This window comes from Kribbella sp. NPDC055110 (assembly GCF_053607525.1).
The window spans coordinates 49773-66371 of sequence record NZ_JBSGTS010000005.1; the positions used below are offsets into that span (position 1 = coordinate 49773).

Annotated in this window: 19 protein-coding genes; 11 read left to right on the top strand and 8 right to left on the bottom strand. The window is 68.6% G+C overall.

Features of this window, described 5'->3' with window-relative positions:
- Nucleotides 1-76 precede the first annotated feature (76 nt).
- The 4 genes from ACWF0M_RS10045 to ACWF0M_RS10060 are packed head-to-tail and all read left to right on the top strand — an operon-like array spanning nucleotide 77 to nucleotide 3745.
- Nucleotides 77-763: a phosphoadenylyl-sulfate reductase gene (locus ACWF0M_RS10045; RefSeq protein ID WP_452235263.1), complete on the top strand. Its 687-nt coding sequence runs from the start codon at nucleotides 77-79 to the stop codon at nucleotides 761-763.
- Entirely contained in the window at nucleotides 760-1671 is a 912-nt protein-coding gene (cysD, locus tag ACWF0M_RS10050; RefSeq protein ID WP_452235264.1) for a sulfate adenylyltransferase subunit CysD, read from the top strand. The genes ACWF0M_RS10045 and cysD overlap by 4 nt, the downstream gene beginning before the upstream one ends.
- The gene (locus ACWF0M_RS10055) at nucleotides 1671-2954 is read left to right on the top strand and encodes a sulfate adenylyltransferase subunit 1 (protein WP_452235265.1); all 1284 of its coding nucleotides are present in this window, start codon (nucleotides 1671-1673) and stop codon (nucleotides 2952-2954) included. The genes cysD and ACWF0M_RS10055 overlap by 1 nt, the downstream gene beginning before the upstream one ends.
- Nucleotides 2951-3745, top strand: coding sequence for a sirohydrochlorin chelatase (locus tag ACWF0M_RS10060; RefSeq protein WP_452235266.1), 795 nt, complete (start codon nucleotides 2951-2953; stop codon nucleotides 3743-3745). Before ACWF0M_RS10055 ends, ACWF0M_RS10060 begins: the two co-directional genes overlap by 4 nt.
- Nucleotides 3746-3877: 132 nt before the next feature.
- On the opposite strand, the gene ACWF0M_RS10065 is transcribed toward ACWF0M_RS10060, so the two are convergent.
- Nucleotides 3878-4747, bottom strand: coding sequence for a polyphosphate kinase 2 family protein (locus ACWF0M_RS10065; RefSeq protein WP_452235267.1), 870 nt, complete (start codon nucleotides 4745-4747; stop codon nucleotides 3878-3880).
- Between the two features lie 14 nt (nucleotides 4748-4761).
- Nucleotides 4762-5772, bottom strand: a complete 1011-nt coding sequence (gene zapE / locus ACWF0M_RS10070) for a cell division protein ZapE (RefSeq protein ID WP_452235268.1) — start codon at nucleotides 5770-5772, stop codon at nucleotides 4762-4764.
- A 40-nt stretch (nucleotides 5773-5812) separates the two neighbouring features.
- Here zapE and ACWF0M_RS10075 point away from each other — a divergent pair, with 40 nt between their 5' ends.
- From ACWF0M_RS10075 to ACWF0M_RS10085, 3 genes are read left to right on the top strand one after another with little or no spacing between them, the layout of a single operon-like run.
- Complete coding sequence (locus ACWF0M_RS10075) at nucleotides 5813-6760, top strand: aldo/keto reductase (protein ID WP_452235269.1); 948 nt, start codon at nucleotides 5813-5815, stop codon at nucleotides 6758-6760.
- The gene (locus ACWF0M_RS10080) at nucleotides 6757-8112 is read left to right on the top strand and encodes a GH1 family beta-glucosidase (protein ID WP_452235270.1); all 1356 of its coding nucleotides are present in this window, start codon (nucleotides 6757-6759) and stop codon (nucleotides 8110-8112) included. Before ACWF0M_RS10075 ends, ACWF0M_RS10080 begins: the two co-directional genes overlap by 4 nt.
- 35 nt (nucleotides 8113-8147) lie before the next feature.
- Nucleotides 8148-9122, top strand: a complete 975-nt coding sequence (locus tag ACWF0M_RS10085; protein ID WP_452235271.1) for a zinc-binding dehydrogenase — start codon at nucleotides 8148-8150, stop codon at nucleotides 9120-9122.
- Between the two features lie 297 nt (nucleotides 9123-9419).
- Here the strand turns inward: ACWF0M_RS10085 and ACWF0M_RS10090 are convergent, their stop codons facing one another.
- Genes ACWF0M_RS10090 through ACWF0M_RS10105 form a run of 4 tightly spaced genes read right to left on the bottom strand, consistent with a single transcriptional unit; the run spans nucleotide 9420 to nucleotide 11357 of the window.
- Nucleotides 9420-9755, bottom strand: coding sequence for a YnfA family protein (locus ACWF0M_RS10090; protein ID WP_452235272.1), 336 nt, complete (start codon nucleotides 9753-9755; stop codon nucleotides 9420-9422).
- On the bottom strand, nucleotides 9752-10162 hold the full coding sequence (locus ACWF0M_RS10095) for a MerR family transcriptional regulator (RefSeq protein ID WP_452235273.1): 411 nt from the start codon (nucleotides 10160-10162) through the stop codon (nucleotides 9752-9754). Before ACWF0M_RS10095 ends, ACWF0M_RS10090 begins: the two co-directional genes overlap by 4 nt.
- Nucleotides 10159-10458, bottom strand: a complete 300-nt coding sequence (locus tag ACWF0M_RS10100; protein WP_452235274.1) for a hypothetical protein — start codon at nucleotides 10456-10458, stop codon at nucleotides 10159-10161. Before ACWF0M_RS10100 ends, ACWF0M_RS10095 begins: the two co-directional genes overlap by 4 nt.
- Before the next feature lie 41 nt (nucleotides 10459-10499).
- Nucleotides 10500-11357, bottom strand: coding sequence for a hypothetical protein (locus tag ACWF0M_RS10105; protein ID WP_452235275.1), 858 nt, complete (start codon nucleotides 11355-11357; stop codon nucleotides 10500-10502).
- Between the two features lie 129 nt (nucleotides 11358-11486).
- Between ACWF0M_RS10105 and ACWF0M_RS10110 the strand changes: the two genes are divergently transcribed.
- The 4 genes from ACWF0M_RS10110 (at nucleotide 11487) to ACWF0M_RS10125 (ending at nucleotide 14446) form a co-directional block, all read left to right on the top strand.
- A complete protein-coding gene (locus ACWF0M_RS10110) occupies nucleotides 11487-12563 on the top strand; it encodes an ATP-dependent DNA ligase (protein ID WP_452235276.1) in 1077 nt (358 codons plus the stop codon).
- The gene (locus tag ACWF0M_RS10115) at nucleotides 12563-12958 is read left to right on the top strand and encodes an undecaprenyl diphosphate synthase family protein (RefSeq protein WP_452235277.1); all 396 of its coding nucleotides are present in this window, start codon (nucleotides 12563-12565) and stop codon (nucleotides 12956-12958) included. Before ACWF0M_RS10110 ends, ACWF0M_RS10115 begins: the two co-directional genes overlap by 1 nt.
- A 177-nt stretch (nucleotides 12959-13135) precedes the next feature.
- Nucleotides 13136-13639: a hypothetical protein gene (locus ACWF0M_RS10120; RefSeq protein WP_452235278.1), complete on the top strand. Its 504-nt coding sequence runs from the start codon at nucleotides 13136-13138 to the stop codon at nucleotides 13637-13639.
- A gap of 297 nt (nucleotides 13640-13936) precedes the next feature.
- Nucleotides 13937-14446, top strand: coding sequence for a GNAT family N-acetyltransferase (locus tag ACWF0M_RS10125; protein WP_452235279.1), 510 nt, complete (start codon nucleotides 13937-13939; stop codon nucleotides 14444-14446).
- Here ACWF0M_RS10125 and ACWF0M_RS10130 read toward each other — a convergent pair.
- Both ACWF0M_RS10130 and ACWF0M_RS10135 read right to left on the bottom strand, forming a co-directional pair.
- Nucleotides 14443-14619 (bottom strand): hypothetical protein, encoded by a 177-nt coding sequence (locus ACWF0M_RS10130; RefSeq protein WP_452235280.1) that lies wholly within the window; start codon nucleotides 14617-14619, stop codon nucleotides 14443-14445. The genes ACWF0M_RS10125 and ACWF0M_RS10130 overlap by 4 nt on opposite strands.
- The gene (locus tag ACWF0M_RS10135) at nucleotides 14619-16505 is read right to left on the bottom strand and encodes an ABC transporter ATP-binding protein (RefSeq protein WP_452235281.1); all 1887 of its coding nucleotides are present in this window, start codon (nucleotides 16503-16505) and stop codon (nucleotides 14619-14621) included. Before ACWF0M_RS10135 ends, ACWF0M_RS10130 begins: the two co-directional genes overlap by 1 nt.
- Nucleotides 16506-16599: the final 94 nt, after the last annotated feature.

Genomic DNA, 16599 nt, shown 5'->3' on the forward strand with positions numbered 1-16599 from the left:
GCCATGGCGCGTGGGAGTGCCGGGCGTGTGCACGGGTGTTCCAGCTGAAGATGATCGGACTGCGGGTGACGGTGGAATGAGCACGGATCTGAAGACGATCGCCGAGGAGGCGAACGAACGTCTCGCCGACGCCTCGGCGATCGAGGTACTGGCGTGGGCGCGGGAGACCTTCGGCGACGAGCTGGTGGTCACCGCCTCGATGGCCGACGGCGCACTCCCCCATCTCGCGGCCGCCGCGGCACCCGGGGTCGACGTACTGTTCCTCGACACCGGCTACCACTTCGCTGAGACGATCGGGACCCGGGACGCGGTCGCGGCGACGCTGCCGATCCACCTGATCAACGCCGTACCGAAGCAGACGGTCGCCGAGCAGGACGCGGAGTACGGCGAGAAACTCCACGACCGCGACCCGAACAAGTGCTGCGCGCTCCGCAAGGTCGAGCCCCTGAACCGGTACCTGTCCGGCTACAAGGCCTGGGTCACCGGCATCCGCCGCGAGGAGGCGCCGACCCGCGCCAACACGCCGGTCGTCGAGTACGACGAGAAGCGCGACATGGTGAAGCTCAACCCGATCGCGCCGTGGACACAGGAAGACCTGGACAGCTACATCCAGGACAACGGCGTACTCGTGAACCTGCTGCAGTACGACGGCTACCCGTCGATCGGGTGCGAGCCGTGCACGCAGCAGGTCGCGCCCGGTGAGGACCCGCGCAGCGGCCGCTGGGCGGGCACCGGCAAGGTCGAATGCGGGTTGCACACATGACCGCGCCAGTCATCAGCACCGTGACGGAGCTCGACGCTCTGGAGAGTGAGTCGATCTTCGTCTTCCGCGAGGTGGCGGCCGAGTTCGAGCGTCCGGTGATCCTGTTCTCGGGCGGCAAGGACTCGATCGTGATGCTGCACCTGGCACGGAAGGCGTTCTCGCCGGCCGGGGTGCCGTTCACGTTGCTGCACGTCGACACCGGCCACAACTTCCCCGAAGTACTGGCCTATCGCGACGCGGTCGTCGAGCAGCTCGGGCTGCGGCTCGAGGTGGCGAAGGTCGAGGAGTACATCGCCGACGGCCGGCTGCGCGAGCGCACCGACGGGACCCGGAACCAGTTGCAGACGGTTCCGTTGCTCGATGCAATCAACGCGCACCGGTTCGACGCCGTGTTCGGCGGCGGGCGGCGCGACGAGGAGCGGGCGCGGGCGAAGGAGCGGATCTTCAGCCTGCGGGACGAGTTCGGTCAGTGGGACCCGCGCAACCAGCGCCCCGAGCTGTGGTCGCTGTACAACGGGCGGCACCGGCCGGGCGAGCACGTGCGGGTGTTCCCGCTGTCCAACTGGACCGAGCTGGACATCTGGAACTACATCGAGCGCGAGCAGATCCCGCTTCCCTCGATCTACTACGCCCACGAGCGGGACGTGTTCGAACGCGACGGCATGTTGCTTGCCGTCGGCCCCTACTCGCAGCCGCGCTCGGACGAAACCGTCGCCAAGCGCGTGGTCCGGTACCGGACCGTCGGCGACATGTCCTGCACCGGCGCCGTGGCCAGCGTGGCGACATCGGCCGCCGACGTCGTCATCGAGGTCGCGGCCAGCGAGATCACCGAGCGGGGCGCCACCCGCGCCGACGACCGGGCCAGCGAGGCAGCGATGGAAGACCGTAAGCGAGAGGGGTACTTCTGATGAGATCCCTGTTGCGTCTGGCAACGGCCGGATCGGTGGACGACGGCAAGTCGACGCTGGTCGGGCGGCTGCTGCACGACTGCAAGGCGATCCTCGCCGACCAGATCGCGCACGTGAAAACGGTCTCCGAGGCGCGTGGCGGCGACTTCGACTTCGCACTGCTCACCGACGGCCTGCGCGCCGAACGCGAGCAGGGCATCACGATCGACGTCGCCTACCGGTACTTCGCCACGGACAAGCGCTCGTTCATCCTGGCCGACTGCCCAGGGCACGTGCAGTACACGCGGAACACGGTCACCGGCGCGTCCACCGCTGACGTCGTGATCATCCTGGTCGACGCGCGCCACGGCGTACTCGAGCAGACCCGGCGGCATCTGGCCGTGGCCGGTCTGCTCCGGGTGCCGCACGTCGTACTCGCGGTGAACAAGATCGACCTGGTCGACTACGACGAGGCCGTGTTCACCAAGATCGCCAAGGACGTCGGCGAGGTCGCCGACCAGCTCGGGATCGCCGACCTGAAGGCGATCCCGGTGTCCGCGCTCGTCGGCGACAACGTCGTCGAACACTCCCCCGACACCGCCTGGTACGACGGGCCGACGCTGCTCGAGGTCCTGGAGAACGCGAACGGACGCACGGACACCTCGAACCAGCCGCTGCGCTTCCCGGTGCAGTACGTGATCCGCCCGCAGACCGACGAGTACCGCGACTACCGCGGCTATACCGGGACCGTTGCCTCCGGCACCGTCACGGTCGGCGACCAGGTGATCGTGCTGCCCGCGGGACGCCGTACGTCGATCGCCGGTATCGACCGGCCGGTCGTCACCGCGACGTCGACGGCGGTGGTCGAACGGCCGTCCGCGATCGCCGGCGAAGCCGTCACGGTCCGGCTCGCCGACGACATCGACGTCGCCCGCGGCTCGGTGATCGTCGCCGCCGAGGCCTCCCCCGGCACCCGCCGGGAACTGGCCGCCACCATCAGCTGGTTGTCCGACCGGCCACTGACCGTCGGGGCCCGGGTGCTGATCAAGCACACCACCACCACCGCGCAGGCGATCGTCACCAAGATCACCGGCGCGCTGGACCTCGACACGCTCGGCGTCATCGACGCCGCCGAGCTCGACCTGAACGACATCGGCAAGGTGCAACTCAAGATCGCCGCACCGCTCGCCGCCGACCCGTACTCCAGCAACGCCATCACCGGATCGTTCCTGCTGATCGACGCCCACGACGGGTGGACGCTCGCAGCCGGCATGATCGACGACGAAGAAGGGGAACTGCTATGACTGCGCCAGCTCTCGTAGTCCTCGCCCACGGCAGCCGCGATCCGCGCTCGGCCGCCACCGTCCACGCCCTTGTCAAGTGCCTGCGTGACATGCGTGACGACCTGCGGATCGAAGCCTCCTTCCTCGACCACTGCCCGCCCAAGCCGTTCCAGGTCATCGGCAAGCTCGCCGCGGAAGGCGTCGAAGAGGTCGTCGTCCTGCCGCTGCTGCTGTCTGCCGCGTACCACGCGCGGGTCGACGTACCGGCCGTCCTCGACGAGGCGCGGAGCCGGTTCCCGAACCTGCGCATCATCGCGTCCGACGTGCTCGGGTACGACGACACGCTGCTCGACGTACTCGACCGCCGGATGCGCGCCGAGCTCAAGGGCGGCCGGGTGCGTGAGCTGGACGCGCTGGTGCTCGCGGCAGCCGGTTCAAGCGACTCGCACGCGAACGCGAGCGTCACCCGCCTCGCGCGGCTGTGGGGCCAGCGTCACCGGCTCCCCGTGACCGCCGCGTTCGTCTGCGCCGCGTCGCCGTCACCGGCCGAGGCAGTACTCCAATGGCGCCTGGAGGGCCGCCGCCACGTGGCGGTCGGCTCCCTGTTCCTCGCGCCCGGCGTACTCCCCGACCGAGCCGAAACCACGTCCCGCCGCGCCGGCGCAGTCGCCGTCTCGGCCCCCCTCGGCGTGAGCGCGGAGATAGCCCGCCTCGTCCTCCTCCGCTACGGCGTAGCCGGCCTCGACCTCCTCACCCTGGAGCCGGCCCCGCGTCCGGTCATCGCCCGCCCCGAGCTGGTGCGTACGGCCTGAGGGCGGACCTCCACCACTCACCAACCCCAGCACACGACCCCGGGCTGAGCGTGCTCAGCCTGGGGTCGTGCGTGTCTGCCGAGGGTTGGTGAGTGGCACAGGTCCGCAGCGCGGCCGCGAGCACGATCCCGCTCAGGTCGCGGCGAGGCGCTGCTTTTCCTTCTCGACGTCGAAGTCGGCCGCGGGCCACTGCGGGTTCAGGTCCTTGAGGGTCTCCTGGAGGATCGTGGTGACGGCCCAGTTCCGGTACCACTTGCGGTCGCTCGGGATGACGTACCAGGGCGCGTCAGGCGTGTTGCAGCGCTCGATCGCGGCGTGGTACGCGTCCATGTAGTCCGGCCACAGCTGCCGCTCGTCGACGTCGCCCGGGTTGTACTTCCAGTGCTTGGTCGGGTCGTCGAGACGCTCCTCGAGCCGGACCCGCTGCTCGTCGGCGGAGATGTGCAGGTAGCACTTCACGATCGTCACGCCGCTCGCGGTCAGCTCGGCCTCGAACTCGTTGATCTGGTCGTACCGCCGGGTCCACACGTTCGGCGTGACCAGCTCGCGGACCCGCGCGATCAGCACGTCCTCGTAGTGCGACCGGTCGAAGACCCCGATCATCCCGTGCCCCGGCACCGCCTGCCGGATCCGCCACAGGAACCCGCGGCGTTTCTCGGCCGGCGTCGGCGCCTTGAACGACGTGATCTTCAGGCCCTGCGGGTCCATCAGCCCCGCACCGTGCCGGATCACCCCTCCCTTGCCGGAGGTGTCCATCCCCTGCAGTACCAGCAGAATGCTGCGCTCGCCGCCGGTCCGGCCTTCGGCGAACAGCCGCTCCTGCCAGTCCGAGACCTCGGCCCCGAGATTCTCCAGCGCGACCTTGCCGTCGTCCTTGGTCCCGCTGAACCCCGCCGTCGCACGCGTGTCGTACTTCGTCAGGTCCACCTCGCCGGCCGGCACCCGCAGCTGCTCCCGCAGTCCTCCGCCCGCCGCCTTCTCGCCCTTCTTCTGCTTCGCCATGAGGTCATCCTGCCTCAAACGGCACGAGCCAGTGCGATCAACCGCGACAAGGCGCGCAGGTACTTTTTCCGGTAGCCGCCCTTCAGCATCTCGGCCGAGAACAGCTGGTCGAGCGGTACGCCGCTCGCGAGGAGCGGCAGGTTGCGGTCGTACATCCGGTCCGCGAGCACCACCATCCGCAGCGCCACGTTCTCGTCGGTCAACGGCCGTACGTCGGTGATCGCCACGGTCTCGATCCCGTCGAGCAGAGCGCCGTACTTGCTCGGATGCAGCTCGGCGAGATGCCGGTGCAGGTCGACGAAATGGTCGCACGACGCGTTCGCCCGTACTGCGGCTTCCTGTTCGACCTTCTCGTCGGGCCACGGGTCCGGCGCCACCGGGAGCCCCCGGTGCCGGTAGTCGGGCCCGTCCACCCGCCGTACGTCGAACCGCGCGGCGAGCCCCTGGATCTCGCGGAGGAACTCGATCGCCTGGAACCGCCCCTCGCCGAGCTTGTCGGGCAACGTGTTGGAGGTCGCCGCGAACTCGACGCCGGCCTCGACCAGCTGACCGAGCAGCCGCGAGATCAGCATCGTGTCGCCGGGATCGTCCAGCTCGAACTCGTCGATACAGATCAGCCGGTACGACGAGAGCGCCTCGACCGCCGTCCGCAGCCCGAGGGCACCGACCAGGTTGGTGAGCTCGACGAACGTGCAGTACATCTTCGGCCCCGACGACTCGTGCCACAACGACGCGAGCAGGTGCGTCTTGCCGACGCCGAACCCGCCGTCGAGGTAGATGCCCGGTTTGTCCGGGGACTCGTTCCGTCCGCGCAACCGCGACCACAGCGACGGCGACGGTCGCGGCCCGGCCAGCCTCGCGGCCCGCGCCGACAGCACGGCGAGCGCCTCCGCCTGCGACGGCTCGTCCGGGTCCGGGCGGTACGTGCCGAACCGGACCTCGGCGAACCGCGGCGGCGGCACGCACTCGGACAACAGCCGGTCCGGGCTCACCTCCGGCGTCCGCTCACTCAACCGCACCACCATGCGCTCAACCTTAGGTGAGACCCACCGTAGGCTCCGACGCATGACTGACAACTGGCTGCGTCCCCTTGGTTCCACCGGTCTGACCGTGTCGGCCGTCTGCGCCGGCGGGAGCGGAATCGCCGGCATGCCCGCGGTCTTCGGGTACGACGTGACTCGCCAGGAGGCGGTCGACCTGGTACTGCGGGTGTTCGACAGCCCGCTCACCTGGATCGACACCTCCAACGGGTACGGAGACGGTGAGAGCGAGCTCCGCATCGGCCAGGCGATCAAGGAGTACGGCGGTCTCCCGGACGGCTTCCTGGTCGCGACGAAGGTCGATGCGCGCGGCGCCGACTACTCCGGCGCGCGGGTCCGCGCGAGTGTTGCCGAGAGCAAGGACCGGCTCGGGCTCGACGACCTGCCGCTGGTCTACCTGCACGACCCGGAGTTCCACGACTTCGACTCGATGCGCGACGCCGTCGACACGCTGATGCAGTTGCGGGCCGACGGCGAGATCGGTCACGTCGGACTGGCCGGCGGCGATACGACCGAGCTCGGCCGCTACCTCGACCTCGGCGGTTTCGAGGTGCTCCTCGTCCACAACCGCTGGAGCCTGGTCGACCACTCGGCCGGCGACCTGATCCGGCGCGCGACCGGTGACGGCATCGCGGTGGTGAACGCGGCCATCTACGGGGGCGGGATCCTCGCCAACCCGCAGGGCGCGACCAAGTACGCGTACCGGGACGCACCGGCCGCCGTACTGGAGGCGGTCGTGTCGATGGACAAGGCGTGCCGCGAGTTCGGCACCGATCTCGCGACCGCCGCACTCCGGCACTCGGTCGACAACCCTGACATCGCCGGGACCGTCGTCGGCATCAGCAAGCCGGCCCGCGTCGACGCCCTGCTCGAGGCGGTCGCCGTGGACCTCCCCGACGAGCTCCTTAACCGGTTAGGTAACCTGCTTCCGGACGAGCCGTACTGGGTCGAAGGTACGAAGGAGACGACGTGACGACTGGCTTCCCGGCCGGATTCACCTGGGGCGCGGCGACTGCGTCGTACCAGGTCGAGGGCGCAATCTCGACCGACGGACGCGGCCCGAGTATCTGGGACACCTTCGCGCACACGCCAGGCAAGATCTCCGACGGCGCCACCGGTGACATCGCCGTCGACCACTACCACCGGTTCGCCGACGACATCCGGATGCTGGCCGAGCTCGGGCTGAAGGCGTACCGGTTCTCGATCTCGTGGTCGCGGATCATCCCGGCCGGCTCCGGTACGACGAACCCGGCCGGACTCGACTTCTACCGGCGACTCGCCGAGACGTGCCTGCAGTACGGCGTCGCGCCGTACGCGACCCTGTATCACTGGGATCTGCCCCAGCCGCTCGAGGACGCGGGCGGCTGGCTGATCCGGGACACCGCCGAGCGGTTCCGCGACTACACGGCGGTCACGCACGCGGCGCTGTCGGACGTGATCACGCACTGGATGACGCTGAACGAGCCGTGGTGCTCGGCGTTCCTCGGATACGGGAACGGCCAGCATGCGCCGGGCCGGACCGAGGGCGCCGACGCGCTGAAGGCCGTCCACCACCTCTTGCTCGCGCACGGGCTGGCGCTCGAGGCGCTGCGGCCGACCGAGGGCACGTACGGCATCGCGCTGAACCCTGCGCCGATCCACGCAGCCTCGGACTCGGCCGCGGACCGCGACGCCGCGCGGCGAGTGGACGGCCTGCGGAACCGCCTCTTCCTGGAGCCGTTGCTCTCCGGCGCGTATCCGGCCGACGTCCTCGAAGACACCGGGATGACCGACTGGTTCGCCGCGCAGGAAGCTGATCTCGCGGTGATCTCGCAGCCGATGGACTTCATCGGCGTGAACTACTACTGCCCCACGACGGTGGCCGCACCGGACGGACCCATCGCCACTCCGGGCCCGTCCACGCAACCGGGCAGCGAGAATGTCGTTGCCGTCGACACCGGTCTGCCCCAGACCCAGATGGGCTGGCCGATCCAGGCGAGTGGGCTGCGGGACATCCTGGTCACCATCAACAAGCTGGCGCCGGAGCTGCCGTTGTACGTGACGGAGAACGGGTCGGCGTACCCGGACGAACTGACCGCGGACGGAACCGTCGACGACCGCGAACGACAGGACTATCTGGAACAGCACATCGCCGTCTGCCGGGAACTGGTGTCCGAAGGCCTTCCGCTGAAGGGGTACTTCGCCTGGTCCCTGATCGACAACTTCGAGTGGTCCTTCGGCTTCAGCCGGCGCTTCGGGATCGTGTACGTCGACTACGCGACACAGCAGCGGACGATCAAGAAGAGCGGCCTCTGGCTGCAGCGCTTCCTCACCAACGGATCTTGACCTCAACCAATGTTGAGGTCGTAACGTCTGCGGACATGAAGGCGATCAGACTGCACGAGTTCGGTCCGGCGGAGAACCTGGTGTACGAGGAGGTGCCGGACCCTGCTCCCGGCAGCGGCACGGTCCTGATCGAGGTCGAGGCCGCCGGCGTCCACCTCGTCGACACGATAATCCGCGCGGGCGCCACCGGCGGCGGCCCGATCCCCGTCCCGGAACTGCCGACGATCCCGGGGCGCGAGGTCGCGGGCCGGGTCAGCGCGGTCGGACCGGACGTCGACCCGACGTGGATCGGCAAGCGGGTCGTGGTCCATCTGGGTATGGCGCCAGGCGGGTACGCCGAACGCGCTGTGGCGAAGGTCGAGTCGCTGTACGAACTCCCCGACCACGTCGACGCAGCCCAGGCCGTCGCCGCGATCGGCACGGGCCGCACGACGGCCGGCATCCTGCAGCAGGCGCATCTCACCGCGGACGACGTCGTACTGATCACGTCCGCGGCGGGCGGGATCGGCAGCTACCTGATCCAGGCGGCACGCAACGCCGGCGCGATCGCCATCGGGTTGGCGGGCGGCCCCGCCAAGGTGAAGACGGTCCGCTCGCTCGGTGCGCAGTACGCGATCGACTACCGCGACCCCGACTGGGCGGCTCGCCTGAAGGCTGAGCTGGGCGACCGCGACATCACACTGCTCTTCGACGGCGTCGGCGGCGCCAACGGCCAGCAATCCTTCGACCTGCTCGGCGTCGGCGGCCGCGCCCTGATGTTCGGCTGGTCCGGCGGCGGCCCCATCGAGTTCACCCACGAAGACCTCATGACCCGAGGCCTCACAGCCGGCTGGGCCATCGGCGCCAAACTCACCAGCCGCCTCCGAACCCTAGAAGCAACCGCCCTCGAAGAAACCTTCTCCGGCCGCTGGAAGGCCCTCACCACCACGTTCCCGCTCTCCGAGGCAGCAGCCGCGCATCAGGCCCTCGAGGACCGCCGAACCACAGGAAAGGTCGTCCTCATCCCCTGACCGAATCACCTGGGCAAGTACTCCGCGACACACCAACGTCCACCGGCCGCCCGCGCTCTGCGAACCGCTCATGATCGATCGCAACCACCACCGAAACCCCAGCCCCAGCGAGCCGACCCCACAACTCCTCAACATCCACCGCATCCTCCTGACCTTGCGCGCAACCAGGTTGGGGAGAGTTTCCTACCCGATGCGGCACACAACCCTCCCCAACTCCCCCCAGCCGCCGACGGATCGAACTCGTCCCCGGCTGGCTCACCCCGCGCCGACAGCCGCTTCACGCATCACACCGTGTGGTCAGGAGTTGCGGGGGGCGTACATGATGATGAGGACGCCGAGGAGGCAGGTGGTGGCGCCTAGGAGGTCGTAGCGGTCGGGTTTGAAGTGGTCTATCAGGACGCCCCAGGTCAGGGAGCCGGCTACGAAGATTCCACCGTAGGCGGCGAGGATTCGGCCGAAGTTGGGGTCGGGTTGGAAGGTGGCTACGAAGCCATAGGCGCCGAGGGCGACTATTCCGCCGGCGATCCAGAGTAGGCCGCGGTGTTCGCGCCAGCCTTGCCAGATAAGCCAGGCTCCCCCGATCTCCGCTAGTGCCGCCAGCAGGAAGAGTGCGACGGATCTCAGTACGGTCACTGAGCGATCTCCGCGAAGGGCAGCGGGCAGTCGGGGTTGCCGGCGCAGGTCTCGAGGTTGTCGCAGCCGGCGGCGATGCCGGCGCGGAGGGTGTGTGCGATGACGGTCAGGTCGGCGAGTTTCGCTTCCACGTCGGCCAGTTTCTCGCGGGCGCGGGTCTGCAGTCCGGCTCCCTCGCCGCGCGCGTGCCGGTGTCCGGCGGTGGCGAGCAGGTCGGAGATCTCGGCGAGGGTGAACCCGAGTCGCTGCGCTGCCTTGATCACGCGCAGCGTCGTGACGGCCTCGGCGGGATACAGGCGGTGGCCGCCAAGGGATCGCTCAGGTTCGTCGAGCAGTCCGCGGCGTTCGTAGTACCGCAGGGTCTGCAGGTTGACGCCAGCTGCGGCGGCGACCTCGCTGGATCTCATCGGGGTAGGCGTGCGGACAGGCCATCGAGTACGGCGGTCTGCGTCGGTGGGACAGTGATGCGAAGGGTCGTGTCGGTCAGGGTGAAGGTGAAGAAGGAGCAGCACTCGTTCTCGCGGGCGGTGAGGTTCTCGACCGTCGTACGGGCGTCTGCGTCGAGCGTCACGTCGAGGGTCTGCGGGTCCACGCGCTCGAAGCCGCGGAGGTGGGTGCTGAACAGGTGGTCGAACTCGGCCACGCGGAACGGCCGCTCCGCGGTGGGCAGGGTGCAGGCTTCCGGAGCCCAGGTTTCGTCCATGCATCGACGGTAAACCTGTACCGGCGTACTGGATGCAAGTGCTACTTGCCTGCCTGCTGACCGCCGCGCCCCGCAGCCTTGCCGGTGGTCCGCAGCCGCAGGTCCTGCTCGGACGACGCGGCCGACTGGGCGGACTCGGGGCCGGCGGGTTCCGGGGAGTACTGGTCGAGTTTGGACGAGAGCTTGCCGACCTGCGACGAGACTGTGCCGATCTGGGCGGCGAGGTCGCCGCGCACACTGTCGGTCCACTGGATCGACAGCGCCGCATCGCGGATCTCGTTGTGCCAGGTCGACGGAGGGTTGTCGGCCGTATCCAGAACGAAATTCTGCACGGTGGTCTGGTCGCCATCGAGCCGTTCGCCGAGGAAGGCCGCTCGCCGCTGCGCGGTCTCGACGCCCTTCGTCATGGTGGCCAGGTCGTGCTCGGGCGCCGAAGTGCTAGGGAGCATTCCATGGGCGCCGGCCGCGCCGCGGTGCTCACTCGCGGTGTCGAGGGCCGTCTTGGCGGCGTCCAGTTGGGTTACCACCTGCGCGAGCTGTTCCTGGCCGCGCCCCAGCCGGCCGTTCCAGTCCTCAACGATCTCGACGAGGCGCTGGGTGCCCTCGGGATCGCGGTCGTCGAGCGTCCGCTGGAGCTCGTACGGTTCCATCCGGAGGGTGTCGTCGAGCAGATCCACTTCGGCCATCGCAAGGTGTGCCGCACCGAGGGAGTCCCTGGCAGTCCTGATCGCGTCGACGTACTCCGACGCGTTGTGCACCGCGGCCGCGACTTGCTGCTCGAAGGTCAGCGGCTCGGTTCGTGACTCAGCTGCGACCGGCCGCGGGCGTCGATCGCCGATGCCGCTCATCGTCCGGCCCATCATCTGCCGCAGTTCCTCGAGATCGCTGTCTTGCGCCATTGTGCTGACCGCTCCAGCTGTCGAGTGGCCCCCGGTTGTCGGTTCCGGACACTATCCGGCGCTCCGGGTCACCGGCTGCCACCGGCAGCGTTACTGGTGACTGTCGGTCGGGTGGGACAGAATGCAGGAATGCGACTGCCTGTCATGCCGCCGGTCAAGCCGATGCTGGCCAAGCCGGTCAAGGAGATCCCGCGCGGGGACCTGTCCTACGAACCGAAGTGGGACGGGTTCCGGTCGATCATCTTCCGCGACGGCGACGAGGTGGAGATCGGCAGCCGGAACGAGAAGCCGATGACGCGGTACTTCCCCGAGCTGGTCGAGGCGGTGAAGGCGAATCTCCCGGAGCGCTGCGCGATCGACGGCGAGATCATCGTGATCGGCGAGCCCGGTGACCGGCTCGACTTCGAGGTCCTGCAGCAGCGGATCCATCCGGCCGCGAGCCGGGTGAACATGCTGTCCGAGAAGACCCCGGCGCGGTTCGTCGCGTTCGACCTGCTGGCGCTCGGTGACGACGACTACACCGAGCGCCCGTTCAGCGAGCGCCGTACGGCGCTGATCGACGCGCTGGCAGGAGCCAAGGCACCGATCCACGTGACGCCCGCGACCGCCGACCACGACACGGCCGCGCAGTGGTTCGAGCAGTTCGAGGGCGCCGGCCTGGACGGGCTGATCGCGAAGCCGCTGGACGGGACGTACCAGCCGGACAAGCGGGTGATGTTCAAGATCAAGCCGGAGCGTACGGCGGACTGTGTGGTGGCGGGCTATCGCCTGCACAAGAGCGGCCCGGACCGGATCGGTTCGCTGCTGCTCGGGCTGTACAACGAGGACGGCACGCTCGCGAGCGTCGGCGTGATCGGCGCGTTCCCGATGGAGCGTCGCAAGGAACTGTTCGAGGAGATGCAGCCGCTCGTCACCACGTTCGACGAGCACCCGTGGGCGTGGGCGAAGCAGGAGGAAGGCGTCCGTACGCCGCGCAACGCCGAGGGCAGCCGCTGGCAGGCAGGCAAGGACCTGTCCTTCACTCCCCTGCGCCCCGAGCGGGTCGTCGAGGTCCGCTACGACCACATGGAAGGCATCCGCTTCCGGCACACCGCGCAGTTCGTCCGCTGGCGCCCGGACCGCACTCCCGAGTCCTGCACGTACGAGCAGTTGGAGGAGCCGATCAAGTTCGACCTGGCCGACGTCCTCTCGAGCGCCCAGCGCTGATGCTGTACCGCCTGTACACGCGCCGCCTGCGCCGCCAGCTCGTCGGCCTGCCGAGGCCGGACCACGTCGCGATCGCGATGGACGGCAATCGCCGCTGGGCCCGGGGCGCCGGGTACGACGACGTACGGATCGGTCATCGCTTCGGCGCCGAGCACCTCGAGCTCTTCCTGAACTGGTGCGCCGATGCCGGGATCCGGTGCGTGACCGCGTGGGTGGCGTCACCGAGCAACCTGCGCAAGCGGGACGCCGACCAGGTCGACTATTTGATGAACCTCACCGAGACCGTGCTCGCCGAGCATGTACGGCGGGATCACCGGTGGTGGACGCCGTACGCGCGGTGCTGGACGAGGCGGCCGCGAGCGGTCGGTCCCTGGACGAGGTCGCCGACTCGCTGAGCGAGGAGGAGATCAGCCGGCATCTGTACGTGCCGGGGCTCGCGTTCCGCGAGGTGGACCTGCTCCGGGCGCTCCGCACGTACGGACGTCGGAGACTGCAACGATCCAGTTGAATACTTTCGGGCCGGACCGGGGCACTATGGGGGTATACCGACTGGTAAGCACGGAGGTGGCACGATGTACGACGTCGTACTGCTCGTCGAACAGGAACTGTCCGAGCCCGACGCGAAACGCGTCGTCGAACTCCATCAAGATATGCCCGATCCGGTCAGGTACCACGTGCTGGTGCCCTGCCACAACGCGGAGGCGGGCGTCGAGGCCTCGATCAGCGCGCTTGGGACCGCGGACCTCTACGGACCGGGTCTGGCCGGTCAGCGCCAGGACCTCGCGGAGGCGCAGAAGGCGATCGACTCCGAAGCCAAGGGCTGCAGCGGGCGGAGCATCCAACGGCTCCGCGACCTCGGACAGACCGCCGAGGGCGGGATCTCGCACGACCGGCCGATCGACGCCCTGGTCGCGACCGTGCAGCACGTCCACGGCCAGGAGGTCATCATCCTGACCCGACCGCACATCGTGGCCGAGTTCTTCCACCTCGACTGGACCAACTCGGCCCGCCGACACCTCGGCGTACCGGTCCTCCACCTGCTCGAGCACGACTCACGGGAGGCCGCGGCCAACTAGCGTCCTGCTTCTGAAGTCCGCGACATAAATCGTTGGTGGGCGGTGCGCCCAGCATTGGCGCCGCTCGGGCCTCCCCAAACCGGTCTGGGGAGCAAGACCCACCCCAACCAGCCTGTAACACTCCCCATTCCGAGCGGATCGACCCGCGGATCGCATCTTTGAGAACCCACCGACCATTCTCGCGGCCCGATGATGGTCGATAGCTTCTCAAAGATCGAGCCCGCGGCCGATTCCGGTGGTTTGGGGAGTGCTACAGGCTGATTCGGGTGGGTATGGCTCCCCACACCGGTTTGGGGAGTGCGAGATACGCACCTGCGGGCGTTCGGTGACCATGGGTCTGTGGTGGCTGACCTGGTCGACACCCTGCGGGAAACGATCACAACTGAGCACGGCCTCTCGCTGGTTGCCGGCCACAACGGGCATGTCGTCGGCCACGTCATGTTCACGCGCAGTCTTCTGGATGCCGATCGCCGGCTGGTCGACGTCCAGGTCCTCAGCCCGTTGGGCGTGCTGCCCGAGCTCCATCGGCGCGGTGTCGGCTCGGCGCTGGTCCAGCACGGGTTGACGGTGCTCAAGGAGCGGGCTGTTCCGCTCGTCTTCCTGGAGGGCGATCCGGGCTACTACTCGCGGTTCGGCTTCGAGGCCGCCGGCGGCCTGGACTTCTGGAAACCGTCTTTGCGGATTCCGGACGGCGCCTTCCAGGTCATCCGGCTCCCGGCACATGAGCCGTGGATGACGGGCACGCTGGTCTATGCGGAGCCCTTCTGGCGGCACGACTCGGTCGGTCTCCGCATGACGTCCTCTTAGTGCGGGAGCAGGAACGCGTACGTGATGCCGCCGGCCAGGCTGGCGATCAGTAGGGACAGGGTGGTGCGGATGGCGCGTGCGCCGGTCGCGCCGTAGTGGCGGCCGTCCTCGGAGTGGTACGCGACCTTGAAGCCGGCGTACCCGGCCGCCAGGACGAGGCCCAGTTTGATCATCAGACACCTGCCGCGGTACCGGACTCATTGAACTGCGTTTGGTACAGAACAGCGTACTCGCCGCCGGCCGCGAGCAGTTGCTCGTGCGTGCCGCGCTCGACGATGTTGCCGTGGTCAACCACCAGGATCAGGTCCGCGTTCCGCACAGTCGACAGCCGGTGCGCGATCACGAGCGACGTACGGCCCTCCAGCGCGGTGTCCAGCGCCCGCTGAACGGCCACCTCGGACTCCGAGTCCAGGTGCGCGGTCGCCTCGTCCAGTACGACGACCTTCGGTGCCTTGAGCAACAACCGGGCGATCGCGAGTCGTTGCCGCTCGCCACCGGACAGCCGGTGCCCGCGGTCGCCGACCACCGTGTCGAGTCCGTCCGGCAGCGCCGACACCAGCTCCCAGATCTGCGCGGCCCGCAGCGCCGCGATCATCTCGTCCTCGGTCGCGTCGGGTTTCGCGTAGGCGAGGTTGGCGCGGATAGAGTCGTGGAACATGTGCGCGTCCTGCGTGACGTACCCGATCGTGTCGTGCAGGGACTGCAGGGTGACGTCACGGACGTCCTGACCGCCGACGCGCACCGCTCCCCCGGTCACGTCGTACAGGCGTGCCACCAGGTTGGTGATGGTCGTCTTGCCGGCCCCGGACGGGCCGACCAGTGCGATCATCTGTCCGGACGGTACGACGAAGCTCACGTCCTCCAGCACCTGCGCCGATGCGCGCTTGTCCAGGACGGCGACGGACTCGAGGCTGGCCAGCGAGACCTGCTCCGCGGTCGGGTACGCGAACGCGACATGGTCGAACTCGACACTCGCCGCGTCGGCCGGCAGAGCAACAGCGTCCGGGGCGTCCTTGATCATCGGTTCGAGGTCGAGCACCTCGAAGACCCGCTCGAACGACACCAGCGCGGTCATCACGTCGACGCGGACGTTGGAGAGTGCGGTCAGCGGACCGTACAGCCGGCCGAGCAGGGCGACGAGCGCGAGCAGCGTGCCGATGGTCAACGTCTGGCGGACGGCCAGATTGCCGCCCACGCCGTACACCAGGGCTGTAGCCAGCGCGGCGACCAGGGTCAGTGCGGTGAAGAACACGCGGCCGAGCATCGCGATCCGGATGCCCAGGTCGCGGACCCGCCCGGCCCGTTCGCCGAAGTCGGCGTTCTCGAGTCGCGGCTGCCCGAACAGGGTGACGAGGAGCGCGCCGCCGACGCTGAAGCGCTCGGTCATCGACGTGGACATCTCGGCGTTGAGGTTCATCTGTTCCCGCGTCATCGCGGCCAGGCGGCGGCCGAGGACCCGCGCGGGGATCAGGAAGATCGGCAGCATCAGGATCGCGACGATGGTCAGCTGCCAGCTCAGCGCGAGCATGGCGCCGACGACCAGGAGCAGGCTGATGACGTTCGAGACGACGCCGGACAGCGTCGAGGTGAAGGCCTGCTGGGCGCCGATCACGTCGTTGTTGAGTCGCGAGACCAGGGCACCGGTCTGGGTCCGGGTGAAGAAGGCGACCGGCATCCGCTGCACGTGCGCGAACACCTTGGTGCGGAGGTCGAAGATCAGCCCTTCACCGATGCGCGCCGAGAACCAGCGCTGCACCAGGCCGAGCACCGCTTCTACGACCGCGAGCAACGCGACCACGAGGGCCAGCGCGGTCACCAGGCCGGCGTTCCCCTTGGTGATCCCGTCGTCGACGATCTTCTTGAACAGCAGCGGCGACGCGATCACCAGCACCGCCGAGACGATCACCAGCAGCAGGAACGCCGTGATGTGCCAGCGGAACGGCCGCGCGAACCGGACGATCCGCCGCAGCGTGCCCTTCGCGAGCTTCTGCTCGAGCACCGACGAGTCCTGGCGCCGCCAGCCCATCGCGCCCATTCCCGGGCGCATCATTCCCGACATCGGGCTCCCTCCCTTTCAACTGATCTTCTCAACATCCGGAGCCCGACGACACTTCCCGCAACTTTTGGTTGCGCATCGGCGCGACCTGGTCTAG